This is a genomic window from Arthrobacter sp. TmT3-37, from assembly GCF_054510835.1.
In genome coordinates this window covers 14,992-41,894 of the sequence record NZ_JBTNDU010000021.1, presented here as the reverse complement: position 1 = coordinate 41,894, position 26,903 = coordinate 14,992, and the positions used below count along the sequence as shown (strand labels likewise).

General features: G+C 67.3%; 22 protein-coding genes and 2 tRNA genes. 15 read left to right on the top strand and 9 right to left on the bottom strand.

What is annotated here, in order from left to right; translation table 11 throughout:
• Positions 1-17: 17 nt before the first annotated feature.
• Together rnpA and rpmH are read right to left on the bottom strand one after the other, a co-directional pair.
• Positions 18-389: a ribonuclease P protein component gene (gene rnpA, locus ACX80U_RS17970; protein WP_347876217.1), complete on the bottom strand. Its 372-nt coding sequence runs from the start codon at positions 387-389 to the stop codon at positions 18-20.
• A 91-nt stretch (positions 390-480) separates the two neighbouring features.
• Positions 481-618 carry a 50S ribosomal protein L34 gene (rpmH, locus tag ACX80U_RS17965; RefSeq protein WP_022892375.1) on the bottom strand — a complete coding sequence of 46 codons (138 nt, stop codon included), beginning with the start codon at positions 616-618 and terminating at the stop codon, positions 481-483.
• A 458-nt stretch (positions 619-1,076) separates the two neighbouring features.
• Here rpmH and dnaA point away from each other — a divergent pair, with 458 nt between their 5' ends.
• The 12 genes from dnaA to ACX80U_RS17905 all read left to right on the top strand — a co-directional run bounded on the left by dnaA (position 1,077) and on the right by ACX80U_RS17905 (position 14,006).
• Positions 1,077-2,489, top strand: a complete 1,413-nt coding sequence (gene dnaA / locus ACX80U_RS17960) for a chromosomal replication initiator protein DnaA (RefSeq protein WP_133080010.1) — start codon at positions 1,077-1,079, stop codon at positions 2,487-2,489.
• 482 nt (positions 2,490-2,971) lie between these two features.
• Positions 2,972-4,096: a DNA polymerase III subunit beta gene (gene dnaN / locus ACX80U_RS17955; protein WP_133080011.1), complete on the top strand. Its 1,125-nt coding sequence runs from the start codon at positions 2,972-2,974 to the stop codon at positions 4,094-4,096.
• A 64-nt stretch (positions 4,097-4,160) separates the two neighbouring features.
• Positions 4,161-5,057, top strand: coding sequence for a phosphogluconate dehydrogenase (NAD(+)-dependent, decarboxylating) (gene gnd, locus ACX80U_RS17950; protein WP_133080012.1), 897 nt, complete (start codon positions 4,161-4,163; stop codon positions 5,055-5,057).
• Positions 5,058-5,067: 10 nt separating this feature from the next.
• Positions 5,068-6,330: a DNA replication/repair protein RecF gene (recF, locus tag ACX80U_RS17945; protein WP_459269414.1), complete on the top strand. Its 1,263-nt coding sequence runs from the start codon at positions 5,068-5,070 to the stop codon at positions 6,328-6,330.
• Entirely contained in the window at positions 6,323-6,949 is a 627-nt protein-coding gene (locus ACX80U_RS17940; protein ID WP_459269413.1) for a DUF721 domain-containing protein, read from the top strand. The genes recF and ACX80U_RS17940 overlap by 8 nt, the downstream gene beginning before the upstream one ends.
• A 158-nt stretch (positions 6,950-7,107) precedes the next feature.
• Complete coding sequence (gene gyrB / locus ACX80U_RS17935; RefSeq protein WP_133080014.1) at positions 7,108-9,228, top strand: DNA topoisomerase (ATP-hydrolyzing) subunit B; 2,121 nt, start codon at positions 7,108-7,110, stop codon at positions 9,226-9,228.
• Positions 9,229-9,369: 141 nt separating this feature from the next.
• Complete coding sequence (gene gyrA / locus ACX80U_RS17930) at positions 9,370-12,039, top strand: DNA gyrase subunit A (RefSeq protein WP_133080015.1); 2,670 nt, start codon at positions 9,370-9,372, stop codon at positions 12,037-12,039.
• A complete protein-coding gene (locus tag ACX80U_RS17925) occupies positions 12,036-12,572 on the top strand; it encodes a DUF3566 domain-containing protein (protein WP_133080016.1) in 537 nt (178 codons plus the stop codon). Before gyrA ends, ACX80U_RS17925 begins: the two co-directional genes overlap by 4 nt.
• 86 nt (positions 12,573-12,658) lie before the next feature.
• Positions 12,659-12,732 (top strand) — tRNA-Ile (locus ACX80U_RS17920).
• Between the two features lie 38 nt (positions 12,733-12,770).
• Entirely contained in the window at positions 12,771-12,887 is a 117-nt protein-coding gene (locus ACX80U_RS17915; RefSeq protein ID WP_459269412.1) for a DLW-39 family protein, read from the top strand.
• A gap of 45 nt (positions 12,888-12,932) precedes the next feature.
• Positions 12,933-13,005 (top strand) — tRNA-Ala (locus tag ACX80U_RS17910).
• Between the two features lie 86 nt (positions 13,006-13,091).
• Positions 13,092-14,006, top strand: coding sequence for an EamA family transporter (locus tag ACX80U_RS17905; RefSeq protein WP_133080017.1), 915 nt, complete (start codon positions 13,092-13,094; stop codon positions 14,004-14,006).
• A gap of 97 nt (positions 14,007-14,103) precedes the next feature.
• Here ACX80U_RS17905 and ACX80U_RS17900 read toward each other — a convergent pair whose 3' ends face one another.
• On the bottom strand, positions 14,104-14,946 hold the full coding sequence (locus ACX80U_RS17900) for a hypothetical protein (RefSeq protein WP_459269411.1): 843 nt from the start codon (positions 14,944-14,946) through the stop codon (positions 14,104-14,106).
• 163 nt (positions 14,947-15,109) lie between these two features.
• Here ACX80U_RS17900 and ACX80U_RS17895 point away from each other — a divergent pair, with 163 nt between their 5' ends.
• Together ACX80U_RS17895 and ACX80U_RS17890 are read left to right on the top strand one after the other, a co-directional pair.
• The gene (locus ACX80U_RS17895) at positions 15,110-15,652 is read left to right on the top strand and encodes a peptidylprolyl isomerase (protein ID WP_133080019.1); all 543 of its coding nucleotides are present in this window, start codon (positions 15,110-15,112) and stop codon (positions 15,650-15,652) included.
• Between the two features lie 4 nt (positions 15,653-15,656).
• Positions 15,657-16,529, top strand: a complete 873-nt coding sequence (locus ACX80U_RS17890; RefSeq protein WP_459269410.1) for a rhomboid family intramembrane serine protease — start codon at positions 15,657-15,659, stop codon at positions 16,527-16,529.
• An 833-nt stretch (positions 16,530-17,362) separates the two neighbouring features.
• Here ACX80U_RS17890 and ACX80U_RS17885 read toward each other — a convergent pair.
• The gene (locus tag ACX80U_RS17885) at positions 17,363-17,611 is read right to left on the bottom strand and encodes a cell division protein CrgA (RefSeq protein ID WP_133080021.1); all 249 of its coding nucleotides are present in this window, start codon (positions 17,609-17,611) and stop codon (positions 17,363-17,365) included.
• 402 nt (positions 17,612-18,013) lie between these two features.
• Here ACX80U_RS17885 and ACX80U_RS17880 point away from each other — a divergent pair, with 402 nt between their 5' ends.
• Positions 18,014-18,658, top strand: a complete 645-nt coding sequence (locus ACX80U_RS17880) for an aminodeoxychorismate/anthranilate synthase component II (RefSeq protein ID WP_133080022.1) — start codon at positions 18,014-18,016, stop codon at positions 18,656-18,658.
• On the opposite strand, the gene pknB is transcribed toward ACX80U_RS17880, so the two are convergent.
• Genes pknB through ACX80U_RS17855 form a run of 5 tightly spaced genes read right to left on the bottom strand, consistent with a single transcriptional unit; the run spans position 18,659 to position 26,899 of the window.
• Positions 18,659-20,611: a Stk1 family PASTA domain-containing Ser/Thr kinase gene (pknB, locus tag ACX80U_RS17875; protein ID WP_459269409.1), complete on the bottom strand. Its 1,953-nt coding sequence runs from the start codon at positions 20,609-20,611 to the stop codon at positions 18,659-18,661. It abuts the gene before it with no gap.
• 46 nt (positions 20,612-20,657) lie between these two features.
• On the bottom strand, positions 20,658-22,445 hold the full coding sequence (locus ACX80U_RS17870) for a protein kinase domain-containing protein (protein WP_459269408.1): 1,788 nt from the start codon (positions 22,443-22,445) through the stop codon (positions 20,658-20,660).
• Positions 22,442-23,884 (bottom strand): peptidoglycan D,D-transpeptidase FtsI family protein, encoded by a 1,443-nt coding sequence (locus ACX80U_RS17865; RefSeq protein ID WP_459269407.1) that lies wholly within the window; start codon positions 23,882-23,884, stop codon positions 22,442-22,444. Before ACX80U_RS17865 ends, ACX80U_RS17870 begins: the two co-directional genes overlap by 4 nt.
• Positions 23,881-25,302 (bottom strand): FtsW/RodA/SpoVE family cell cycle protein, encoded by a 1,422-nt coding sequence (locus tag ACX80U_RS17860; protein WP_208740102.1) that lies wholly within the window; start codon positions 25,300-25,302, stop codon positions 23,881-23,883. Before ACX80U_RS17860 ends, ACX80U_RS17865 begins: the two co-directional genes overlap by 4 nt.
• The gene (locus ACX80U_RS17855) at positions 25,295-26,899 is read right to left on the bottom strand and encodes a PP2C family protein-serine/threonine phosphatase (protein WP_459269423.1); all 1,605 of its coding nucleotides are present in this window, start codon (positions 26,897-26,899) and stop codon (positions 25,295-25,297) included. The genes ACX80U_RS17860 and ACX80U_RS17855 overlap by 8 nt, the downstream gene beginning before the upstream one ends.
• Positions 26,900-26,903 lie beyond the last annotated feature (4 nt).

Below are 26,903 nucleotides of genomic sequence, written 5' to 3'. Positions count from 1 at the left end.
GCGGACAGCGACCCTGATCACGATACTCTGCCTTCCTTCTCCGGTACCTCGGTGCGGTCGAGCCTGCGGACGACGGCGGCGAGGCAGCTCGTGAAGTCCTTCTGCAGGGTCGGCCAGTCACTCCCGGCTGCCGGCGGCAGCGCCCTGACGACGACGTCGTACCCGGCAGGGTGCGCTTCGACCCACTCCGCCGAAGCATGGCGCAGCCTCCGTTTAACGAGATTGCGCGTGACGGCGTTCCCTACGTTCTTGCCGACGATGAAACCGACCCTGGAAGGAGCGGAGCTCGACGTCCTCGACCCGTATAGCACGACGTTCCGGCGCCCAGACCGGGCACCGGAACGTACGGTACGTGCAAAATCCGCGGCCGTCCGCACCCTGTGGATCATCGGTAGCACTGGGGGTCCCTGTTTCCTGGGGAAGCGAGGAACACCGTGCCGGCGCGATCACCCGAAGGCTGCATGGCGTAGGAGGAACCGCTTATGCCGAGAGTTCGGTACGGCCCTTGCCGCGGCGCGCCGACAGGATGGCACGACCAGCACGGGTGCGCATGCGAAGACGGAAACCGTGCTTCTTGGCACGACGGCGGTTATTCGGCTGAAAAGTCCGCTTGCTCACTGTAGTTACTCCAGAACGATCTTGAGATGCGTCCGGCCCATTGCAACAAGGGGGAAGAACAGACTGACGCGATGAAGGTGTATATCCGACATTCGCGGAGGAGCTGTCACATCCCGAGGCCTCTTAGTACCCGGGAACATCTGTGATGGCATGCGAAATGCAGACATGTTGGACTACATAACGTTAGGGGACGCAGCTCACGGGCGTCAAACCAGCCGTCGCCGCCCTGTGGGCTACTTTTCCACGGACCTGTGGACAACCGCTGCTCGAGCCACACTACACGCATCCCGACGGCGCCCTGTGAGGGCCTTCACAGCCCCCGTCAGGACGCTCCAGTCCGCTATCTTCTGCACTTTTCATCCTCTAGTCTTGGCTCTGGTCCGTTTATCCACGACATGTGCACAACTCTGTGGAGAACGGACCTTTTCGAGCGGTTGTGCAGCCAAGAGGGGTTTTTCGTGGGTACAGATGAGGTAAACGACGTCGGGAGTTCCTGGCGTAAAGTCATCCGGACCCTCGAGCAGGACGATCGCGTCACCCCTCGCCAGCGCGGCTTCATGGTGCTCGCCCAGGCCCAGGGGCTCATCGGCACCACCATGCTCATCGCCGTTCCGAACGAACTGACCCGTGAGGTCCTGCAGACCCAGCTCAAGGCCGCCCTCGACGAGGCGCTCCGCGACGTCTTCCGGGAAGACATCCAGTGCGCTTTCGTCATCGATCCCGAGCTGACCCCGGTCGCGGAGGAAGCGCCCGAGCAGGAACCCGAGGAAGTCTCACCGGAACCCAAGGGTGAGGCCAAGCCCTCGCCGACCCCGCCCAGCAACTCCCACGAGTTCGGCAGGCTCAACCCCAAGTACATCTTCGACACGTTCGTCATCGGTTCCTCGAACCGGTTTGCCCACGCCGCTGCGGTCGCGGTGGCCGAGGCACCCGCGAAGGCGTACAACCCCCTCTTCATCTACGGGGACTCGGGGCTCGGCAAGACCCACCTGCTGCACGCCATCGGCCACTACGCCCGGCACCTCTACACGGGTATCCGGGTGCGCTACGTGAATTCCGAGGAGTTCACCAACGACTTCATCAACTCGATCCGCGACGACGAGGGCTCCAGCTTCAAGCAGACCTACCGCAACGTGGACATCCTGCTGATCGACGACATCCAGTTCCTCTCCGGCAAGGACCGGACCATGGAGGAGTTCTTCCACACCTTCAATGCCCTGCACAACCACAACAAGCAGGTGGTCATCACCTCCGACATGCCACCCAAGCAGCTGATCGGGTTCGAGGAGCGCATGCGGTCCCGGTTCGAGTGGGGCCTCCTGACGGATATCCAGCCGCCCGAACTGGAGACCCGCATCGCGATCCTCCGCAAGAAGGCGATCAGCGACAGCCTGAGCGCGCCGGACGACGTCCTCGAGTACATCGCGTCGAAGATCGCGACCAACATCCGGGAACTGGAGGGAGCGCTGATCAGGGTCACTGCCTTCGCCAGCCTCAATCGCCAGACGGTCGACGTGAACCTGGCGGAGATCGTCCTGAAGGATTTGATCTCCGACGACGGAGCGCAGGAGATCACGTCGACCGTGATCATGGCGCAGACGGCGGACTACTTCCAGATCAGCATGGAGGAGCTGTGCAGCAAGTCCCGCACGAGGACCCTCGTCACCGCTCGCCAGATCGCCATGTACCTCTGCCGTGAGCTGACGGACATGTCGCTGCCGAAGATCGGACAGGAGCTCGGCGGGCGCGACCACACGACGGTCATCCACGCCGACCGCAAGATCCGCGAACTCATGGCCGAACGCCGTGCGATCTTCAACCAGGTCACCGAACTGACCAACCGGATCAAGCACAAGCAACGCGAGGCCTGACGCCCGCCAAGGGAACACCGTGGCGCACCCCGGTAATTAACAGGTGTGGACACACCTGTGGATAACCGGGGGAACATCGGCACCCAGCCTGAGGAAAAACCCCCTACCGCCTGTGGATCCGCGAAATGACAAGGATTCTGCCCACAAGCCCCTGCTGCGGCCCTTCCCCTGAACGCACACCTTGTCCACAGGGCAGATCCGCGCCGATGCCCGGTCCGGCGGACTTATCCACAGAATCCACAGCAGTTATTAACACTACGAACCTTAAACTTCAAAAGTTCGTCAAATAACATTCCACGTTCCGCACGCCCCGTCCCAGCCCTCCTGGGCCCTGCTGAGCACCGCCGCTCTGCGGCTAAGCTGTTCCCCAGTAGGGTTGTAGTTCCCCGTGCCCGGACACCTCCGGAACCGGAACCCACCCACCATCCGCCGGCGATTGACCGGTGGCTGTTTTTTGATCTGGCGAAAGGCGGCACTGCTCCGTGAAATTCAGAGTCGAGCGGGATGTACTTGCGGAGGCTGTGTCCTGGACCGCCCGTTCCCTGTCGCCACGCCCTCCGGTCCCCGTCCTCGCCGGACTCCTGATCAAGGCCGAAGGTGGCTCACTGAGCCTCGCCAGCTTCGACTACGAGATCTCGGCACGGCTCGAGATCGCCGCCGACGTCCTCGAGGAAGGCACGATCCTCGTGTCCGGACGGCTGCTCGCCGACATCTGCCGCAGCCTGCCCTCGGCGCCCGTCGAGGTGGCCACCGATGGGTCGAAGGTGACCCTCACATGCCGCAACAGCCGGTTCAACCTCGCCACCATGCCGGAGGGCGAGTACCCGGAACTCCCCAAACTGCCGGACGTGAGCGGAGTGGTCGACGGTGAGGCCTTCGCCCAGGCCGTCTCCCAGGTGATCATCGCCGCGAGCCGCGACGACACACTGCCGATCCTCACAGGTGTCCGCATGGAGATCGAGGACGACCTCATCACCCTCCTCGCGACGGACCGATACCGGCTCGCCCTCCGGGAAGTGTCCTGGAAGCCGACGACTCCCGGGATCTCCACCAGTGCACTCGTGAAGGCGAAGACCCTCAACGAGGTCGCCAAGACCCTCGGCGGAGCCGGTGACCTGAACATCGCCTTCTCCGAAGACTCCGAGCTGATCGGTTTCGAGTCCGGCGGACGCCGGACGACATCCCTGCTCGTGGATGGCGACTACCCGAAGATCCGTTCGCTGTTCCCCGAGAACACCCCGATCCACGCCACCGTGCAGACCAGCACCCTGGTGGAAGCCGTCCGTCGCGTCTCGCTCGTGGCCGAGCGCAACACCCCCGTCCGCCTCGCTTTCACCGAAGGCCAGGTGACCCTCGACGCCGGTACCGGCGAGGACGCACAGGCCTCGGAGGCCATCGAGGCCACCCTCGACGGCGACGACATCACCGTCGCGTTCAACCCGCACTACCTGAGCGAGGGCCTCGGCGCGTTCAGCAGCCCGTACGTCCGGTTCTCCTTTACCTCACCACCCAAGCCTGCGGTGATCTCCGCGCAGGATGACGCCTCCGGTGAGGACAGGGAAGACTACAGGTACCTGCTGATGCCCGTGCGGTTGCCCAACCAGTAACCGCTCCGCAGGGACAGCGGCCGGGCGGAACGCCGGCCGGACACATCGTCAGAAAGAGAAGCTCATGCACATCGGCCTCATTGGACTCGGCAAAATGGGATTCAACATGAGGGAGCGGCTCCGCGAGAAGGGCATCGAGGTCACCGGCTTCGACCGCAATCCCGACCTCACCGATGTGTCGACCCTCGACGAGCTCGTCGAGGCGCTTCCAGCACCACGCATCGTCTGGGTGATGGTCCCCGCAGGCCAGATCACCGACGGTGTCGTCAAGGACCTCTCCGAGGTCCTGTCCGAGGGTGACCTCGTCATCGACGGCGGGAACTCGAAGTTCACCGACGATCAGATCCACGCCACGCTCCTCGCGCAGAAGGGCATCCGGTTCCTCGACTGCGGTGTCTCCGGCGGGGTGTGGGGGCTGGCGAACGGGTACGGCCTGATGGCCGGTGGCAGCCAGGCCGACGTGGAACTCGCCATGCCGGTCTTCGATGCCCTCCGCCCGGAGGGCGATCGCGCCGAGAGCTTCGTGCACGTGGGTGACGTCGGTGCGGGGCACTACGCCAAGATGGTCCACAACGGCATCGAGTACGGGCTCATGCAGTCCTACGCCGAAGGGTACGAACTCCTCGAGGCGAAGGACATCGTCAAGGACGTCCACGGGACCTTCGCCGCGTGGCAGAAGGGCACCGTCGTCCGCTCCTGGCTGCTGGACCTGCTCGTGAAGGCCCTCCAGGAGGACCCGGGGCTTTCGAAGATCGCCGGCTACGTCGAGGACTCCGGTGAGGGCCGCTGGACCGTCGAGGAAGCCATCGCGAATTCGGTCCCGGCCCCCGCCATCACAGCAGCTCTCTTCGCCCGTTTCACCTCACGGCAGGACGACTCCCCGTCGATGAAGATGGTCGCAGCGCTCCGCAACCAGTTCGGCGGCCATGCGGTGAAGCCGGCCCAGTCGAACCCCGAGTAGGTGCTCCCCGGTGTACGTTGAGCACCTCTCGCTCACCGGATTCCGGAGCTACAGGCAACTCGACACCGCCATAGAGCCCGGCATCACGGTCTTCGTCGGGCCGAACGGTGTCGGGAAGACGAACATCGTCGAGGCCATCGGGTATCTCGCGACACTCTCGTCGCACCGCGTGAGCACCGACAAACCGCTCATCGCCTTCGGCGAGGAACGCGCGATCATCCGTGGCCGATTCGTCCGCGGGACGCAACGCACCGGCGTCGAGGTGGAGATCAACGCCGTCGCCGCGAACCGGGCCCGGATCAACAGGTCCAATCCGGTGCGGGCCAGGGACGCCGCGGGAATCCTCAAGACCGTCCTCTTCGCTCCCGAGGACCTGGCACTGGTGAAGGGGGATCCCTCGGGAAGGCGCCGGTACCTGGACGAGGTCCTGGTCTCGCTCCTTCCCCATCAGTCGGCGCTGCGTGCCGAGTACGAGCGTGTCCTCAAGCAGCGCAACGCCCTCCTCAAGTCGGCACGTGCCGCCGGCAGGTTCTCCACGGCCCATGAGTCGACCCTCGACGTCTGGGACCAGCACCTCGCCGAAGCCGGGGCGAGACTGCTGTCCGCGCGGCTGCTCCTCGTCGACAAGCTGCGCCCGCACGTACAGCGCGCCTACAAGGAACTGACCGACGGTTCGAAAGGCGCCGACATCACCTACGTCTCCAGCGTCTCGTCGTCGTCGGACCTCGCGGGGGACTCCGACGGCGCGGGCACCGGAGGTGACGCGCCTCCGGAGGCGCTGCGGGATCTGGCACTGCCAGAACTGACCGCTCTGTTCGTGGGGAGCCTCCTCCGGCACCGCAGGAAGGAACTCGAGCGGGGCATCTCACTCGTGGGACCGCACCGGGACGAGCTCGACCTGCTCCTCGGCCAGGTCCCGGCCAAGGGCTATGCCTCGCACGGTGAGACCTGGTCGATGGCCCTCGCCCTGCGGCTGGCGTCGTACTACCTGCTGCTCGAGGAGGACCATACGCCCGGGGGCGATCCGGTGCTGATCCTCGACGACGTCTTCGCCGAACTCGACGCCCAACGGCGGACCCGCCTGGCGGCGATCGTCGCGCCGGCCGAGCAGGTGCTGGTGACGGCGGCCGTCGGGGACGACATACCGCAGGCCCTCCTGGGACGCCAGATCCGCGTCGTCCCGGGTGGGATCGAGGAGCCCGACGGTTCCGCCGAGCAGCCGACCGATACCGGTGCGACCGCACGGGTGGAAGCCGGGGAAACCGATGAGTGACGGACACCCGCCGGATGACGCCCCGACCGAGGGGGCGGATCCCGACATGCCGACGAGCCGGCACCGGGGCGGACGGGACGACGGCGCTGCCGGTGGGGACGGGACGGGGCAGCCCGGGCCGTTCCCCGAGCAGGATGCTCCCCAGGCGCTGCTCAACCGGCTGCGCAACGCTTCCCAGTCGCGGGGCACGCCCCGGGAGGCCGCAGCCTCACCCACCGCCAAGAAGACCCGCCGCCGGTACTCACCCGAACCCGTCTACGGCGGCAGGGATCCGGAGGGGGTCGGCAACGTCTTCTCGAGGATGCTGGCCGAACGAGGCTGGAAGTCGCCGGTGGCGATCGGATCGGTGCTGACCCGTTGGGACGAGATCGTGGGTGCCGACATCGCGGCGCACTGCGTACCCGAGAGCTTCGACGCCGACACGGTGCTCGTGCGGTGCGATTCCACGGCATGGGCGACACAGCTGCGCCTCATCACCCCGCAGGTGCTGCAGCGTTTCGAGGCCGAACTCGGTGCCGGGGTGGTGACGCGCCTCGCCGTCGTCGGGCCGGCGGCGCCGAGCTGGCGCAAGGGCGGGCGCTCCGTCAAGGGGCGGGGGCCCCGCGACACGTACGGCTGAACCGAGCCGGTCCGCGCACCCGCTGGACGGCCTGTACGTCGATCGGGGGTCCGCCCGGCGTATACGTCCTCATGGAAGGACCCGCGATCGGCTCTGGTGGCTGTTTATTGGACAGTGAGGGCCTACTCGTGCGGGATTGTAGCCCTCCACGGGGTAGAATGGAGCGAGATTGTTTTGCCTATCCAGCTGAGGAGCCGTCTACGCCTGTGGCACACGAGAACGAGTTGAATGCAAGTGATGTGTTGATCGGCGAAGGCGAGTCCCCGATTCTGGAGGCGGCGACGGAACACGCATACGGTGCCAGCGAGATCACCGTCCTCGAGGGTCTGGAAGCGGTCCGGAAGCGCCCCGGCATGTACATCGGGTCCACCGGCCCCCGCGGTCTCCACCACCTCGTCTACGAAGTCGTGGACAACTCCGTCGACGAGGCGCTGGCCGGGTACTGCGACCACATCGAGATCACGCTCCAGACCGACGGTGGTGTCAAGGTCGTCGACAACGGACGCGGCATCCCCGTCGACATGCACCCCACCGAGGGACGTCCCACCGTGGAGGTCGTGATGACCATCCTCCATGCCGGCGGCAAGTTCGGCGGCGGAGGATACGCGGTATCGGGTGGCCTGCACGGTGTCGGTATCTCCGTCGTCAATGCCCTGTCCAAGCGCGTCGAGACCGAGGTCCGCCGGCAAGGACACGTCTGGCGCCAGTCCTTCAGGGACGGTGGCAAGCCGTTCGGTGAACTGAGGAAGGGTGAGGAGACCTCGGAGACCGGGACCACCCAGACGTTCTACCCGGACGAAGCGATCTTCGAGAGCACCGAGTTCGACTTCGAGACACTCCGCGCGCGCTTCCAGCAGATGGCGTTCCTCAACAAGGGGCTGCGCATCACACTGACCGACGAACGGGTCGACGCCGTGCAGACCGACGAGGTCACCGAGGTCGAGAACGCGCAGGAGTCCGACGGCGAGCCGAAGCACCGGGCCGTGGTGTATTTCTACGAGAACGGGCTGCTGGACTACGTCCGCCACCTCAACTCGTCCAAGCGCGTGGACGTCGTCCACCCCGACGTGATCGCCTTCGAGACCGAGGACACCGACCGGACCATGTCCGTCGAGATCGCGTTGCAGTGGACGTCGGCGTACTCCGAGAGCGTGCACACCTACGCGAACACGATCAACACGCACGAGGGTGGCACCCACGAAGAGGGCTTCCGTGCTGCCATGACCACGCTGATCAACAAGTACGCACGCGAGAAGAACATCATCAAGGAGAAGGACGACAACCTCACGGGTGACGACATCCGCGAGGGACTGACCGCCGTCATCTCCGTCAAGCTGTCGGAGCCGCAGTTCGAGGGCCAGACGAAGACGAAGCTCGGCAACTCCGAGGTCAAGGGCTTCGTCCAGCGTGTCGTCACCGATCAGCTGGGCGACTGGCTCGAGCGCAACCCCGGCCCGGCCCGCGATGTCATCCGCAAGTCGATCCAGGCGTCGCAGGCCCGCCTCGCGGCGCGCAAGGCGCGCGAGTCCACGCGGCGCAAGGGGCTGCTGGAGTCCGGTGGCATGCCGGGCAAGCTCAAGGACTGCCAGTCCAAGGACCCCGCCCGGTCGGAGATCTACATCGTGGAGGGCGACTCGGCCGGCGGTTCGGCCGTCCGAGGACGCAACCCCGAGACCCAGGCCATCCTCCCCCTCCGCGGGAAGATCCTGAACGTCGAACGCGCCCGCCTCGACCGCGCCCTCGGCAACAGCGAGGTCCAGGCCATGATCACCGCGTTCGGCGCGGGCATCGGCGAGGACTTCAACGTGGACAAGGCCCGCTACCACAAGATCGTGCTCATGGCCGATGCGGACGTGGACGGCCAGCACATCACCACGCTGCTGCTCACGCTGCTGTTCCGCTACATGCGTCCCCTGATCGAGAACGGCTTCGTCTACCTGGCCCAGCCGCCGCTGTACCGGATCAAGTGGTCCAACGCGAAGCACGACTACGTGTTCAGCGACCGCGAGCGTGACGAGGTCATCCGGATCGGGCTCGCCAACAACCAGCGGCTGCCCAAGGACAACGGCATCCAGCGCTACAAGGGCCTCGGCGAGATGGACTACACGGAACTGTGGGAGACCACCATGGATCCGGACCACCGCACGCTGCTCCAGGTGACCATGGACGACGCCGCCGCGGCGGACCAGGTGTTCTCGGTGCTGATGGGCGAGGACGTCGAGTCCCGCCGCAACTTCATCCAGCAGAACGCCAAGGACGTGCGTTTCCTCGATATCTGAGCCGACACCCGGCATTCTTGCCGGCGCAACGAAATCTGCTCGTTCCTCGCAGATATCAAAGCGCCTACACAAGATGTCGGGCATCGGCCGGCGACCGCGTCTCCTTTGTGGTCGAGAACCTTTCACGAACGGAACTGATTCATGAGTGACGACATCACCGGCAACGGACCGGACGAGCCCATCGAGGGTGAGGTCCTGACCGACCGCGTCGAGCAGGTCGACCTGCAGACCGAGATGCAGCGGTCCTACCTGGACTACGCGATGGCGGTCATCGTCGGCCGGGCCCTGCCCGATGTCCGCGACGGCCTCAAGCCCGTGCACCGCCGCGTGCTGTACGCCATGTTCGACGGCGGCTACCGGCCCGACCGCTCGTTCAACAAGTGCGCCCGCGTGGTCGGCGAGGTCATGGGCCAGTACCACCCGCACGGTGATTCCGCGATCTACGACGCCCTGGTCCGCCTGATCCAGGACTGGACCATGCGCTACCCGCTGGCGCTGGGCCAGGGGAACTTCGGCTCACCCGGTAACGACGGCGCCGCGGCTCCGCGATACACCGAGACGAAGATGGCCCCGCTCGCCATGGAGATGGTGCGCGACATCGACGAGGAGACCGTCGACTTCCAGGACAACTACGACGGCAAGAACCAGGAGCCGACGATCCTGCCGTCGCGCTTCCCGAACCTGCTCGTCAACGGATCCTCGGGCATCGCGGTCGGCATGGCCACGAACATCCCCCCGCACAACCTGCGCGAGGTGGCCGACGGTGTCCAGTGGTACCTGGAGAACCCGGAGGCCTCGAAGGAAGAACTGCTCGAGGCGCTGATCGCCCGGATCAAGGGCCCCGACTTCCCGACCGGTGCCCAGATCCTGGGGCACAAGGGCATCGAGGACGCCTACCGCACCGGGCGCGGCTCGATCACCATGCGCGCCGTCGTCAACGTCGAGGAGATCCAGAACCGGACTTGCCTCGTCGTCACGGAGCTCCCGTACCAGGCCAACCCGGACAACCTCGCGATCAAGATCGCCGAACTGGTCAAGGACGGCAAGATCAGCGGCATCGCCGATCTGCGCGACGAGACGTCCGGACGGACCGGCCAGCGCCTGGTGATCGTGCTCAAGCGCGACGCCGTCGCCAAGGTGGTCCTCAACAACCTGTACAAGCACACGCAGCTCCAGGACAACTTCAGCGCGAACATGCTGGCGATCGTCGACGACGTGCCCCGCACGCTCAGCCTCGACGCCTTCATCCGGCACTGGGTGAACCACCAGCTCGAAGTCATCGTGCGGCGTACCCGCTACCGGCTGCGCAAGGCGGAAGAGGAGGCCCACATCCTCCGCGGCCTCCTGAAGGCGCTCGACGCGCTCGACGAGGTCATCGCGCTGATCCGCGCCTCCTCCACCACCGAGGAGGCCCGTGACGGGCTCATGGGGCTGCTCGCCATCGACGAGCTGCAGGCCACCGCCATCCTCAACATGCAGCTGCGCCGGCTCGCGGCGCTCGAGCGGCAGAAGATCCAGGACCGGCACGCCGAACTCGAATCGATGATCACCGAGTTCAACCGCATCCTCGCGTCGGAGGACGTCCAGCGCGGCATCGTCAGCACCGAACTCGCGGAGATCGTGGCGAAGTTCGGCGACGACCGCCGCACCGACATCCTCATGGGCTACGACGGCGACATGAGCATGGAGGACCTCATCCCCGAGGAGGAGATGGTCGTCACCATCACCCGCGGGGGATACGTCAAGCGCACGCGCAGCGACAACTACCGGCAGCAGGCGCGCGGCGGCAAGGGCATCAAGGGGGCACAGCTGCGCGGCGACGACGTCGTCGAGCACTTCTTCGTCACCACCACGCACCACTGGCTCCTGTTCTTCACCAACCTGGGCCGGGTGTACCGGGCGAAGGCCTACGAGCTCGTCGAGGCCGCGCGTGATGCAAAGGGCCAGCACGTGGCGAATCTCCTGGCCTTCCAGCCGGACGAGACGATCGCCCAGGTGCTGGACCTGCGCGACTACCAGCAGTCCCCCTACCTGGTCCTGGCCACCAAGCGGGGGCTCGTCAAGAAGACCCGCCTCGAGGACTACGACACCAACCGGACGGCGGGTGTCATCGCGATCAACCTGCGCGACAACGACGAGCTCGTCTCCGCGCAGCTCGTCTCCGGCGAGGACGACATCATGCTCGTCTCGCGGAAGGGACAGTCGCTGCGCTTCACGGCCGACGACGACGCCCTGCGACCCATGGGACGCGCGACGTCGGGTGTGACCGGCATGAAGTTCCGCGACGACGACGAGCTGCTGGCCGCCAAGGTGGTCACCGACGACTCCTACGTCTTCATCGTCACCGAGGGCGGTTTCGCGAAGAGGACCAGGGTCGACGACTACCGTGTCCAGGGCCGTGGCGGCCTGGGCATCAAGGTCGCGAAGCTGGCCGAGGAGCGCGGGGACCTCGTGGGCGCCCTCGTGGTGCAGGAGGAGGACGAGGTGCTGGTCGTCATGGGCGGCGGCAAGGTCGTCCGGTCCGCCGTCGCCGGCGTCCCTGCCAAGGGCCGCGACACGATGGGCGTCATCTTCGCGAAGCCCGACAAGACCGACCGGATCATCGCCGTGGCCCGGAACAGCGAGCGTAGCGTCGCCGTGGAGGAGGGCCTCATCGAGGATCCCTCCGAGGGCAGCCCGGATGTCGACGTGATCGATACGGTCTCTCCGCAGGAGGATCCTGCGGAGTTCACAGCCGATGAAGTACGGTTGTCGACAGAGGAAACGGCTGAGCCTGACGCTGAGTCGCCGGAACACGGAGGTAGCGAGTGAGCTCGGCCAACACCAACCCGCGGTCGTCCAGCGGACAAGTGCGGACGCCCGGGGCTCCTCCGCGCGTGAACGCGCCTGCCCGCCCTGCCCAGCGTCCTGCATCCGCGGGTGCGCAGGCCGGCCGTCCGGGGCAGCGACCCAATCTCGTCAAGCCGGCACCGAAGGCGAAGGCCCGCAAGGCCCGCCTGCTCGTCAGCAAGGTCGATCCGTGGTCGGTCCTGAAGATGTCGTTCCTGTTGTCCGTCGCGCTGGGGATCGTCACGGTCGTCGCGTCCTTCGTCATCTGGACCGTCCTCGACCTGACCGGCATCTTCGACGGGGTCAACGAGCTCCTGCGGGAGATCGCCGGCTCCGAGAACGGTGGATTCGACCTCCGCCAGTTCGCGTCATTGCCGCAGGTGCTCTCGTTCGCCACGATCATCGCCGTGGTGAACGTGGTGCTCCTGACAGCCCTGGCCATGCTCTCGGCCGTCCTCTACAACATCTCGTCCACCCTGGTCGGCGGCATCGGCGTCACGCTGACGGACGACTAGGACCCCTGCCCCTTCGGCGCCCGCGGGCGATTTGAGAAATGCCGAGACACTACTGTAAAGTCGTATCTCGGCCCGAAGAGGTATCGGGGCGTATAGCTCAGGCGGTTAGAGCGCTTCGCTGATAACGAAGAGGTCCCAGGTTCAAGTCCTGGTACGCCCACGGATCTGCCACCGGCAGGTAGTTGCAAGGAGACTGATGTGAAGAAGTTGCTCATCGCGGCAGCGGCTGCAGCCAGTGTCCTGATGTACAAGCGGTGGCAAGATTCCGAGAAGAGCAAGAACGTCTGGAGCAACGCCACGGACGATCTCGCATAGCACAGAGCATCATCCGGTGCACCTATACTGGACGAGTTCTGTTTCGGGGGCATGGCGCAATTGGTAGCGCACCTGCTTTGCAAGCAGGGGGTTCGGGGTTCGAGTCCCCGTGCCTCCACCGAAGGGAAGTCCCGGTCATCGACCGGGACTTCTCGCGTTAAGCGTCGTCCCGGGAGCACCGATGGAGTGCAATAGGGTTGCCGGGTGATTATCTTCCTCTCGATCCTGGGCGTGATCGGTGTGTCCGCATCCGGCCCGATCATGGCAGCGACGGCGGCGCCCGTCCTCGCCATAGCGTTCTGGCGGAACCTCCTGGGTGCGGTGCTCATGGGGGGGCCCGCCGCCGTCTCCAAGCGGGCCGAGTTCGCCGCCCTGCGCGGCGCGGACTACCGGCGGCTCGCCGTGGCGGCCGTGGCGCTGGCGCTGCACTTCGCATGCTTCATCACCGCGCTGAAGCTCACGTCCGTGGCAGCGGCCACCGCACTGGTCTGTCTCCAGGTGGCATGGATCGCACTGTTCAATGCGCTCCTGGGATCCCGGCCGCACGGTGCCGTGGTGGCGGGGCTCGCCGTCGCATTCGTGGGTGTGGTCATCATCACCGGGTTCGACCTCTCGCTCTCGGGCGAAGCGCTCCTCGGAGATCTGCTCGCGCTGGCCGGTGGGGCCCTGGCGGGTGTCTACCAGATGGCGGGAGCGGCGGCACGGCGGACGATGTCCACCGGCACCTACACGACCCTCTGCTACGGAGCCTGCGCCGGGATCCTGCTGGTCCTGTGCGCGATCACGGGGCAGCCGGTCATCGGCTTTTCCCCCGCGGCGTGGGCGGGGATCCTCGCGGTCACCCTGCTGGCGCAGATCATGGGCCACTCGGTGTTCAACCACCTGCTCGCGGTGATGAGTCCGCTCGTCGTGTCGATGATCATCCTGCTGGAGATCCCCGGCGCTGCACTCCTCGCGGCCGTGTTCCTCGGGGAGAAGCTTCCTGCCGGGACCTACGGGGGCCTGATCCTGATCCTTGTCGGCCTGGCTGTCGTCATCCGGGGCCAGCAGCGCAGGGACCGCCGGCGGATGCTGGAGCAGGCGACGGCCGGCCCCCCGCCCGCGCTCGGTGGGGACTGAAGCAGCGGGCGTAAACATTCCGAGAAAAGCATGCTTTTCCAGGAATAGAAAACCCCCGGCACCATGGTGCCGGGGGTCTCCTCCAGGAGTGGCGTCGTCAGGCCTTGGGCTCCTGCGGCTTGGCGGCGTGCTTCGCCGCTTCCGTCGCGTCCTTCGTCGACTCCGCGACCTTGGCGGCCGCATCCGCGGCGGTGGTCTTCACATCGCCGGCGGGCTCGGCCGACTCCTTCGTCGCTCGTTCGGCCGCTTCCTTGACGGAGGCGACGACGTCCTTCGCTTCCTGCGACGTGCCGCCGGAGGTGGAGGCAGGGGCGGACTTGATCGGAGCGGGGCTCTTCCAGGGATCCTCGACCGGCTTCGAGGCCCGCCATGCAGCGAGGCCGGCAATGATCGCGGACGCGATGATCCCGACGACGAGCCATCCCTTGCCCGACTTGCGTGCCTTGCTCTTCTTCAGATCCTTGGAGGCCTGCATGGTCGCGGCGACCAGGCGCTTCTGGGCGTTCTTCACGGCCTTCTTGTCGCCGGTCATCTTGATGACCGCCTTCTCGACGACCGGCGGCACGGTGGCCTCCGCGAGGGAGCGGGACGCCGTGTCGGCCGATTCCCCGAGCCGGGTGGACAGTGCCGGCAGGTACTCGTCCACGACCTTGCCCTTGGCGGAGGTCAGCGCGGGAGTGACCTTGTCGATCCGGTCCTGGATGAGGGGGGTGACGACGGCGATACCGCCGGATACCCCTTCCGTGGCCTTCCGGACGGTGTCCTGCAGTGCGGGGCCCGCGGTCTCGATGCCCTTCTCCAGCCGGGGCTTGGCCCAGCCGTAGGCGGCATCGACGTGCGGTGATGCCCAGGCCCGCGCTGCTGCGACTCCGGCAGCGAAAGCTGCTCCGATGGCGACGCTCTCCTCGAGATCGTGGGGGGCGCGTACGTTGTTCTTCACAAAAACCTCCAGGGGGTGGTTGCTCGTTGTGATCAGCCTACGTTGCATGGGCAGGGGGTGCTATCCGTGGCCCGGCGGAAGACCGTGCGAACCGGTTGTTCCACTGTGGGCGGAATGGCACTACTCCAGCTTATTGTCAGGGGCCGCGTGAAAGAATGGCCGAATGACTGCTATCCCAACCGCAAAAGCGACCATCCACACCAACCAGGGCGATATCGAGGTGAACCTCTTCGGCAACCATGCGCCGAAGACCGTGAAGAACTTCGTGGGCCTCGCGACGGGCGAGATCGCCTGGACGCACCCCCAGACCGGGGAGGAGAGCAACGCTCCCCTCTACAACGGCACCATCTTTCACCGCATCATCAGGGACTTCATGATCCAGGGCGGCGATCCCCTGGGGCAGGGCATCGGTGGCCCCGGCTACAAGTTCGACGACGAGATCAACCCCGACCTGACGTTCACCGAGCCGTACAAGCTCGCCATGGCCAATGCCGGGCTGCAGGGAGGACGAGGGACCAACGGATCGCAGTTCTTCATCACGTCCGTCCCGACGACGTGGCTCCAGGGCAAGCACACCATCTTCGGAGACGTCACCGACGAGGAATCACGCAAGGTGGTCGACAAGCTGAACTCGATCGCAACGGACATGAGGGACAAGCCTCTCGACGACGTCGTCATCGAGAGCATCACCGTGGAACAGCTCTAACCGAATGTCCTACGGTGTCCCCGCGCCCGACGCCGGCAGCCAGGAGGCACCCGTCTGCCCGCGGCACCTCGATCGCGTCAGCTATGTGAGGTGCCAGCGGTGCGGCCGCCCGGCCTGCGCCGAATGCCAGCGGCCCGCCGCGGTCGGCTTCCAGTGCGTCGACTGCGTGCGTGAGCAGGCGGCGGGCGCGCCGGTCCGCAGGAACGCCTTCGGCGGCGTCGCGCGCGGGGGCACCCCCGTCGTCACCACCACGCTGATCGCCATCTGCGTGGGAGTGTTCCTGCTCCAGCTCGTGGTGCCGGGACTGACCCGGGCGTTCTCCTACGCACCGGTCTTCACCGCCGGCGCCGGCGGTGTCATACCGGCCGAGCCCTGGCGCATGCTCACCGCGGCCTTCCTCCACTCGCAGGGTTCCTTCCTGCACATCGCCTTCAACATGTATGCGCTGTACATCCTGGGAAAGGTCCTCGAGCCGTCGATGGGCCGGGCGCGGTTCCTGGCGCTGTACCTCGTCTCGGCGGTCGGCGGTTCCCTGGGCGTCCTCCTGCTGAGCGGGCCCCTGCAGTACGTGGTGGGCGCCTCGGGCGCCGTGTTCGGCCTTTTCGGGGCCCTGTTCATCATCCAGCGCAAGCGCGGTGGGGACGTACGCCAGATCGTCGTCCTGATCGCCATCAATGCCGTGATCGGGTTCGTGGTGCCGGGCATCGCGTGGCAGGCGCACCTCGGAGGACTCCTCGCCGGTGCTGCCTGCGCAGCCGTGATCGCCTACGCGCCGAAGGGAGCCCGCCAGTCGCGTCTGCAGTGGCTGGGGATCGGCGGCATCGTCGTGATCCTCGGTGGACTGACGTTCCTGGGCGTGACACTCCTCCCGATCTAGGAATCACACCGATGAAGGGCCGGCGCTCCTGCACCGGCCCTTCACCACGTTTTCCACACCCCTTATCCACACGGGGGATAACTTACACACATGTAATTCCACACCTGTGGATAAGCGGGGCCCGAGATTCCGGGCCGTTCCGTGAATCATCAACAATAATGTGCACACCTGTGGATAACTTTCTGCACACCGTGTGCACAGTGGGGACAAGGTCCGGCCGCGCTTCCCCTCCCGATCCCGAACCCCTTGCGGCACCTGCACCAGCGGTCCCTGCTCCCGCACCGGACCCCGAGGCGGGACCCGGTGAGGCCTCATCGAGCGCTGCCCGCCGGCACAGGGTACTTGGAGCGCGCAGTGCATCCGCGCCCTTCGGTAGAGGTCTCGCCGGCCGAGAGGCCCTCCGGGCAGCTCCACCCGCTCCGCCGCGCCACACCGACGAAACCGCTCGTCCTCGACGGCCATGCCCTCCGGACCCGTGGGGGCCGGTCGGGCCTGCCTGTCGCGGAAGACGCGGTAGACGCGGGGGTCGCGGGAGACGTGGTAGGTCGGTGATGTCGACGGCGAGCAGGGCAGCATCCTGGACAGGCCACCGGAGGGTGCGACGCTGCGCCACCTGGTGCGGGACCATCCCGGGGAGGGTCCGGGGCGCGCCGATGGCACCGTCCTTCCGGCTGTGACCGGGGATCCGGCCATGGGCGGACCAGCGGACGTCCTCATCGGGTACCTGCCCGACGTCGACCGCGGCATCCGTGCACCGCTCACCGCGGCGGGCTACGGACCGGACGTGAACTCGACCCGCGCTGGATGTGGAACGGGTCCTACAACTCCAGCGGTCAGCGCCAGCGCGTGGTCATCAGGAAGCCGACGATGGCGATCCCGAAGCCCACCAGGATGTTCCATGACCCCCAGGCCGCGACCGGGAGGGTGGACATCGAGATGTAGAACGTGATGATCCACAGCAGGCCGATGATCATGAGCCCGAACATCACGGGCTTGTACCAGACCGGGTTCGGCTTGGGCTGCGAGGAATTCACGGTGGCCGCAGCGGAGCTGGCTCTCTTGCGGGGCTTGGACTCGGGCACGGATCCTCCTCGACAGGGCGCACCTGCGGATCAGGTACGCCGATGGTCTCGCCGGCCGCTCCGGCGCGTCGCGGTCCGCAGGCAACCCTGAGGGAACGACGACGTCCGGCGGCCCGGTTCTCCGAACGATTCTAGCCAAGAACCGCCGGCTACCGGTGCATCGAAGCGGCAGGGAGGGTCTCACCCGCGGGCCGCGCCGTCCGGACGGCATTACGGCGGGCTGCCATCGGCGGTTCCCAGCCCGGGAGCGTATCATTGCCTAGCCGGTGAGTCCTGGCATCCCCTGGATGCGCATCGTCCTCCCGGGGGTCCTCGCAGCCGCAGCACCGAGTGTCTGCGCGTTCCCCCTGGGTCTCCCGGTCCGACCCGCCTCCAGCTTCAACGATTGGTCCCCCTGAGCTCATGGCTGACACCACCCGTATCCTCGTCGTCGACAACTACGACAGCTTCGTCTACACGCTCGTCGGGTACCTGCAGGAACTCGGTGCCGAGACGACCGTGGTCCGGAACGACGACGTCACCCTCGCCGAGGCCGAGGAGATGGCCGCGTCCCGCGACGGCGTGCTGATCTCCCCCGGGCCCGGCACACCTGCCGAGGCCGGTGTCTGCGTCGATCTCATCCGGTGGTGCGGCGACCACGCGAAGCCGATGCTCGGAGTGTGCCTCGGGCACCAGGCGCTGGCCGAAGCCTACGGCGGGACGGTCACGCATGCGCCCGAACTCATGCACGGCAAGACGTCACTCGTGGAACACGATTCCACGAGTGTCTTCGCCGGGCTCCCGTCGCCGGTCACCGCTACGCGCTACCACTCGCTCGCAGCGGTGAGTGACGACGTCCCGGCAGCCCTCACCGTCACCGCGCGGACGGCCAGCGGCATCATCATGGGACTCGAACACAGGACGGCTCCGCTGTGCGGCGTCCAGTTCCACCCCGAGTCGGTCCTGACCGAGGGCGGCTACCAGATGCTGGGGAACTGGCTCGAATCGCTGGGCCTCGAGGGCGCCGCGGCCACGGCGGCCGGGCTCAGCCCCCTCATCGCGCGCTAGCTATCCGTCCTCGTCGGTGGGTTCCGACGAGGGCTCGTCGTCGGGACCCTCGGTCGGTCGTCCGTTCGATGTCTCGGACGGTTCGGGCGTGGGTGCCGGCGTCGGTTCGGGCGCCGGCTCGGCGGGTGCCGTCGCGACGGTGAGCACGATCTCCGTCCCTTGGTCCACCTCGGAGCGGGCAGGCGCCGACTGCGCCGTGACGATCCCCGGCGCGACGACGCTGTTCTCGACTTCCCGGACGGAGAACGGCAACCGGACCGCCGGATCCGCCAGCAGTGCCTCCGCCTGTGCGACGGTCAGGTCGGTGAGCAGCGGCACTGTCACCTTGCCGTTCGAGAGCACCAGGTCCACGGAACTCCCCACGGGGACGGACTGGCCGGCCTGGGGATTCGTGGTGATGACCCTGCCTTCGGGGACCTCGGCACTGGGTTCCTCCGTGATCCGACCGCCACGCAGGCCGAGCACCTCGAGCTGATCGCGCGCCGACGATTCCGTGAGCCCGGCGAGGGAGTCGGGCAGCACGACGTTGGCCGGCCCGAGGGAGACCGTCATGTTCACGCGTGACTCACGCTCCACCGATGCCCCCGGGGACGGATCGGATCCGATGACCTTCCCTGCCTCGACCGACGCGTTGTACTCCTCGTCGGTGGAGGGGACCAGACCGGCATCCACGATCACGTCCGTGGCGTCGGCCTCGGTCATCCCCGCGAGGTCGGGGACGACGACGGTCGCCACCTCCTGTGCCGGGGGGTCGCCCGCGACATTGGTGAGAAAGACATAGCCTCCGGCGAGGACGAGCAGGACCGCCACGAAGAACACCGTGATCCAGGCGGCGCGCGAGGATCTCCGCCGTCGGTCCTGCCGGTCCGCGGGCTCGTCGGCGCCCTGCAGGACGTCGAGGCGGCCGTCGTCGGTACCGTCACCGTGCACGCCGGGGCGAGGGGGTCCGGCTGCCACCCGGTCCATGGCACGGGTCCGCGGATCCACCGAGGCTGCCGTCGCGCCGAACGCCGCAGCCCCGATCGTCTCCGCGCGCGTCCGTGTCCGGGGCGCCAGGACGTCCATCGCCTCGGTGGCCAGGCTCGGGGTGTCGGCCAGCACGATACCGCGGCGGGCGTCGAGCAGGGCACGCCGGAAGGAGGCCGCGTCCTGGAACCGGTGGTCACGGTCCTTCTGCAGGGCCCGGGCGAGGACGGAATCGAGCGCGGGCGTCACCGCCGGGTCGAGACTGCTGGCGAGGGGCGGTTCCTCCCGTACATGTTGGTAGGCGACCGAGACGGGACTGTCACCGATGAACGGTGGACGCCCGGTGAGGAGTTCGAACAGCAGGCAGCCGGCCGAGTACAGGTCGCTGCGCGCGTCCACGGTCTCCCCACGCGCCTGTTCGGGTGAGAGGTACTGGGCCGTCCCGAGGACGGCCTGGGTCTGCGTCATGGTGGCCTGGGAGTCCGCCATGGCCCGCGCGATGCCGAAGTCCATGACCTTCACCGCGCCGTCCGGGGTGATCATGACGTTGGCCGGTTTGATGTCCCGGTGGACGATACCTGCTTTGTGACTGTATTCCAGGGCGTCGAGGACACCCTGGAGGTAGGTGACGCTGTCCTCGGGCGTGAGGTCGCCGGCCTTGACGTGGTCGCGGAGCGTGCGGCCCTCGACGTATTCCATGACGATGAAGGGGACACGGACCTCGTGCTGCGGCCGGTCCGGGATCTCCTCCTCGCCCGTGTCGTAGACGGCGACGATCGTCGGATTGTTGAGGCCGGCGACGGCCTGCGCCTCGCGCCTGAACCGCGACTGGAAGAGCGGGTCCCGGGCGAGGTCCTGTCGCAGCACCTTGATCGCGACGGAACGGCCGAGCCGGAGGTCACGACCGAGGTGCACGTCCGCCATGCCGCCGCGGCCGATCAGTTCCCTGACCTCGTACCGCCCGTTCAGGACGCGCTCGGCGGTCATCACTCCGTGCCCTTCCGGCATCGGTCCCGACGCATCACCCGACGCATCATGGGCCTGAGGTCGCGGTCGCCGTCGCCGTCGGCGTGGAGGTCGGTGTCGACGGGGGCGTGGGTTCCTCGGTGGCCGGTGGTCCCGTGGACACGACGTAGTTCACCTGGGTCCCCGGAGCCAGGACGGCGCCCGGTCCGGGATCGACGCGAAGCACGATCCCCGCGGGCTGATCCGACTCCTCGGATCCCACGTTCAGGGGCCGCAGGCCGAGGTCGACGAGGATCCTCTCCACCTCGGCGGCATCCTGCCCCTGCAAGCCGGCGGGTACGGTGACCTGCTCCGGGCCGGTCGACACGGTCAGCGTGATGGTCGTGCCGGGTGGCTGGGCTCCGCTGGGATTGATGTCGATGACCGTTCCCGCTGCTTCCTCGGCGGCCTGCTCCACGACGTTGACGCCGAAATCGAGCGCGATCAGGCTTGCCCTCACGTCCTCCACGGGCCGGCCGAGATACTCGGCGGGCGAGATGATGGTGCCTTCGTCGGCCTGCGTGGTGCTCGGGTCCGGACTCGGCGACGGCGGCGTGGAGGACGGCGACGGACTCGGGGTCCGTGAGCGGGAGGGGGTGGCGTCGGCGGAGGTGCTGGTCGATGCGACCGGGACGTTCTCCGGATCGTCGCCGGCCAGCACCGGCTGGAAGATCAAAAAGGCGATGGCAGCCAGGGCCAGCAGCAGCAGGACGATGAGCGGGATCAGCCAGGGGCTCCTGCGGTTCTCCTCCTCGCGGCGGATCGGCTGCGACGGCGTGGTCGCATCGATGTCCTCCTGGGACCAGTCCCGGGAGGCAGCGATGCCGGCGGCAGCACCGGCGGCGGCGGGCGCAGCAACCGTGGGCAGGGCCGACGTCGTGGGTGCCGGGACCGCGGTCGTCGCCTGCGTGTCCTGGCGCGGGACGGCGGCCGTGGCGGTGTCCCCGCCCGCCGCGAAGGCGAGCAGGCCCGGGACCGCTGCCTCCGCACCGCGGATGTCACCGGAGCGGATGGCGTCGACGGCCCGGGAGAGGCTCTCCGCATCGCGCGGCCGGTCTGCGGGATCCTTGGCGAGCATCGAGCCGATCAGCGCGCGCACGGGGCGCGGGATGGACTCGGGCAGGGGCGGCGGCGCATCGTTGACCTGTGCAAGGGCGATGGCGATCTGGGACTCGCCCGAGAAGGGGCGGCGCCCTGCGAGGAGCTCGTAGCCGATCACGCCCAGTGCGTAGATGTCGGAGGACCCCGTGGCCGGCTGGCCCGTCGCCTGCTCCGGGGCGAGGTACTGCGCAGTGCCCATGACCTGGCCCGTCGCGGTCAACGGCACCTGGTCCGCGAGCCGTGCGATGCCGAAGTCGGTGATCTTGACCCGGCCGTCGGGCATCACGAGGATGTTGCCCGGCTTGACGTCGCGGTGGACCAGGCCCTGCCGGTGTGCGACGGCGAGTGCGGTGGCCGTCTGGCCGATGATGGAGAGTGTGCGATCGGGTGAGAGCACCTGCTCCTTCTCGATCACGGCGGACAGCGGCTGACCGGGCACGAGTTCCATCACGAGGTAGGCCGAGCCACCCTCCTCGCCGTAGTCGAACACGTTGGCGATGCCCTCGTGGTTGAGGAGCGCGGTGTGGCGCGCCTCGGCGCGGAAGCGGTTGAGGAACGCGGGGTCGCCCGAGTACTCCTCCTTGAGGATCTTGATCGCGATCACGCGGCCGAGGATCTGGTCCCGGGCCTTCCACACCTCGCCCATGCCGCCGATGGCGATGCGCTCGGTCAGTTCGAACCTGCCGCCCAGGGTGATTCCTGACGTGGGCCTCATCTGTTCAACACCGCCTCTATGAGTCTCTTGGCACTGGGTGAGGTCAATTGCTGACCAGTGGGGATGTCCACGTTCTCCATCACGATCGATACGGCTACCTGCGGGTCCTCCGCGGGCGCGAAACCGGTGAACCACGCATTGTCACCGGTCACGCTGACCTCCGCGGTTCCTGTCTTTCCTGCCACCCGGACCCCGGGGACCTGGGCCGCGGTGGCCGTCCCGTTGTCCACCACGTTGACCATCCAGTCCGTGAGCTGGTCGGCCGTCTCCCGGCTGACCGACTGGCGGAGCACTTCGGGCTGCGGTGACTCGATCAGCTCGAGGTCCGCCGCGCGGATCGACTTGATGAGCTGGGGTTTCATCTGCTGCCCGTCGTTGGCGATCGCCGAAGCCACCATGGCCATCTGGAGCGGGGTCACCAGGGTGTCGAACTGGCCGACGGCGGACTGCGCGAGTTCGGGCCCCGTGAGGTCCGAGGGGAAGGAGCTCGCGATGACCCGCGTGGGGATGGCCAGCTCCTCGCCGAAGCCGAACTTCGCGGCCTGCTCCTGGATGGCTTCCTCCCCGAGGTCCAGCGCGATCTGCGCGAAGGGGGTGTTGCAGGACTGTTCGAGCGCGAACTCCAGGTCCGCCGTCGTCCTGCTCGCGCAACCACCGGTGACGAAGTTCGGCAGGGCGTACTCGATGCCGGGGAACTCCAGGGCGGGCGGATTCGGGATCTGCGACTCCGCATCGTATTGGCCCGACTCCAGGGCCGCCGCGGCGTCGACGAGCTTGAACACGGAACCCGGCGACACGAGGGATTCCGTGGCGGGGTTCGTGTAGATCGACAGTCCGGGTTGCTCGGAGAGCGCGGCGGCGTTCTCGGCGATCACGCTGGTGTCGTGTCCCGAGAGGAGGTTCGGGTCGTACGTCGGCTTCGAGACCATGGCGAGGATGTTCCCGGTGCCGGGCTCGAGCACGACGATCGAGCCACGCTGGCCGTCCGGGATCAGGTCGTACGCCAGCTGCTGGATCTCAGGGTCGATGGTGAGCTCCACCGACGCACCCTCGGAGTCGACGCCCGAGAACAACCGCACGACGCGGTCGTAGAACAGGGAGCTGCTGGTGCCGGAGAGGATCTCGGATTCCTCGGCCTCGAGCTGGGTGGAGGACAGGGACAACGAGTAGTAGCCCGTGAGGTGGGCGTACAGCTCGGGTTCGTTGTACACGCGCTGGAACTTGAACTGGTCGTCCGAGGGCACGGATTCGGCGATGGCTCGGCCGTCCACGAGGATGGCTCCTCGCTGCCGGCCGAAGTCCTGGTACAGCTGGCGGCTGTTCCAGTCGCTGTCGTTCAGTTCCTGTGCCTGGAAGAACTGCACGTAGGTGAGGGATCCGAGGACCAGGGCGAACATGCCCATGGCCACGGCCCATGCGCTGCGGATGGCCTGGTTCATCGGGTCCCCTCCTTCGTGGTCCTCTTCACGGGTCTCCCGTTCACTCCGACGGCTTCGGGGAACGAGTCCTTCATCGGCCCCGAGGGGGCCGGCCGACGCGCTGTCTCCGAGATGAGCAGGATCAGCGCGACGATGAGCCAGTTTGCCAGCAGCGAGGACCCACCCGCGGACATGAACGGCGTGGTCAGTCCGGTGAGCGGGATCAGGCGCGTGATCCCGCCGATCACCACGAAGCACTGGAGGGCGATCGTGAAGGACAGCCCGCAGGCGAGCAGCTTGCCGAAGCCGTCCTTCGTTCCCAGGGCGGCCCGGATGCCGCGGGAGACGAGGATGACGTAGAGCATCACGATGGCGACGACGCCGATCAGCCCGAGCTCCTCGCCGAGCGCCGCGATGATCATGTCGCTGTTGGCATAGGTCACGAGGTCAGGGCGCCCTTCCCCGAGTCCGGTCCCGATCAGGCCGCCGTTGGCCAGGCCGAACAGCCCCTGCACTACCTGGGCACTGCCACCCGGAGCCCGGTCGTAGACCTCGGGCGCGAAGGCGTTGATCCAGGAGTCGAACCGGAGGGCCACATGGCTGAACAGTTCCAGGGCCACGAAGACCCCGACACCGATCATCGCGAGCCCGATCAGGACCCAGCTGACGCGGCTCGTGGCGACGTAGATCATGACCATGAAGAGACCGAAGAACAGGATGGACGAGCCGAGGTCCCGCTGGAAGATCAGCACTCCGATGCTCACCAGCCAGGCGGCGGCCATCGGCGCCAGGTCCCGGAAGCGCGGAAGCTGCAGCGGACCGATCTTCTTCCCCGCGAGCAGGATCAGGTCCCGGTTCGTCGACAGGTAGCCGGCGAAGAAGATGGCGAGGGTGATCTTCGCGATCTCGCCCGGCTGGAAGGTGCCGAAACCGACGGAGATCCAGATGCGGGCCCCGTTGATCTCGAGTCCCAGCGGTGTCAGGGGCAGCAGCAGCAGCACGGCGCTGACGATCAGGGAGATGTAGGTGAAGCGGCGGAGGATGCGGTGGTCGCGCAGGACGATCAGGAGGATCGCGGCCGCTCCGATGGCGACCGCCGTCCAGAGGACCTGTTGGGGGGCGACGGGTGAGAAGTCCGGATTCACCGTGGCGGCCGACAGGTCGAGGCGATGGATCATGGCCAGGCCGATGCCGTTGAGCGCGACCACGATCGGAAGTATCACAGGATCCGCATACTTCGCCCGGAAGCGCAGGATGAGGTGGATGAAGAGACCCATCACCCCCAGGGTCAGGGCCTGGGACCAGAAATAGTCGCCGAAGGCATCCTCGCGGCCGATACCCGCGAGGTAGTTCGCGCCGATCGCCACGGCCAGGGCGAGCAGCAGCAGCACGAACTCGATGGTCCGCCGCGATCGGGGGACTGTCAGGACATCACTCATCAGCGGCGCTCCCGCAGTCGATGGCCGGCGCCGAGGGGTCGGCGCCGGGGGTGGCACGCGGAGACCCGCCCGTCGGACCGGACGGACCGGTCGACGGGGCCGGAGCGGCCGAGGCGGAGGAGCCGGGAGTTCCGGGAGGCGCGGTCGCCGAGGCCGTCGGCTGCGCTGTGGGGGATGCTGTCGCCCGCGCCGAAGGCGGGGACGTCGGCGCAGGACCGGCGGTGCCGCTCGCGGACGGTGCCGGTGAGGCCGACGGGGTCCCGGGCGTCGCGGGATCGCAGTTCACCGCCCGCAGTTCGCTCCGGAGATCGCCGACGATGCGCTCGGCCTCCTCCAGGCTGGCGGCCGGCAGGGTGCCCCTCACCTGGGAGCGCTGGTATTCGGGAAGATTCGACACGGGGATGTCGGTGGTCTCGTAGAGCTCACTGAGGTGCACCGGCCCGATCCTCTGGGGGACACCCGTGTAGATCGCGACGCGGTTGTCCGCCTCCGCCACGTAATAGCGTGTCTGCGTCCAGGTGTACCCGAGGCCCAGCACGGCGACGAGGATCAGGGTCATCAGGGAGAGGAACGCGGGGACCAGCCAGCGTCTCTTCCGGGGCGGTGCCTCGTCCTCGGCGTCCTCCACGCCCTCCGACTCGGCCTTGTGCGTGAGCATCATGGCGGCACGGCGCTCCGTGGACCGCTGCGTCACGATGGGGATCTGGCCCGTCTCGGTGGCCAGTGCCGCGGATCCCACCAGGACGTGGGGCCGCGTCAGCAGGTCCTGCCGGATCACATCGGCGCGGATGGCGGTACCCGGGAGGCCGTCGCCGTCGATCCCGTGGGACGCCGCATCCGCCGAGGGCCTGTCGCGCTCTCCCGCTGCCTGCCGGGCCGGAGGCATGACGGCCGGCGGTGCGGCGTCGTCGTCCGCCGCCTCGATGACCTCGACGACGGCGATGGTGATGTTGTCCGGGGAGCCGCCCGCGAGGGTCAGGTCGACCAGTGTGTCGACGCAGTTCCGGATGTCCTTCGACTCACGCATCACCTGCTCGACCACGCGGTCCTTCAGGACGGCGTTGAGGCCGTCGGAGCAGAGCAGCCACCGCTCGCCGGGTTCGGCGTCGAATTCCCGGAGATCCAGTTCAGGGCTTGCGTCGACGTCACCGAGGACGCGCATCAGGACGTTCTTGTGAGGGTGGACCTCCGCTTCCTCGGGCCTGAGCCTGCCCTCCTCGATGAGGCGCTGTACGAAGGTGTGGTCGGTGGTGATCTGCTCGAACACACCGTCCTTCAGGCGGTAGGCGCGCGAGTCCCCGATGTGCGCGAGCTGCAGCTTCCGGTCCTCGAGCAGGATCGCGGTCACGGTGGTCCCCATGCCTGCCAGCTGCGGGTTGGTCGCGACGAGTTCGGAGAGCAGCGAGTTCGCGGTCTGGATCTCGTCGGCGAGGTGCGTCCCGGCGCTCCCGCCGTGCCCGTTGTGATCCAAGTGGACGAGATCGAGGACGGTGGAGGCCGAGGCGACATTCCCGCCGGCGTGCCCACCCATGCCGTCGGCGACGACGGCGAGGAACCGTCCCACGTAGGCGGAGTCGTCGTTCTTCGCGCGGACCATGCCC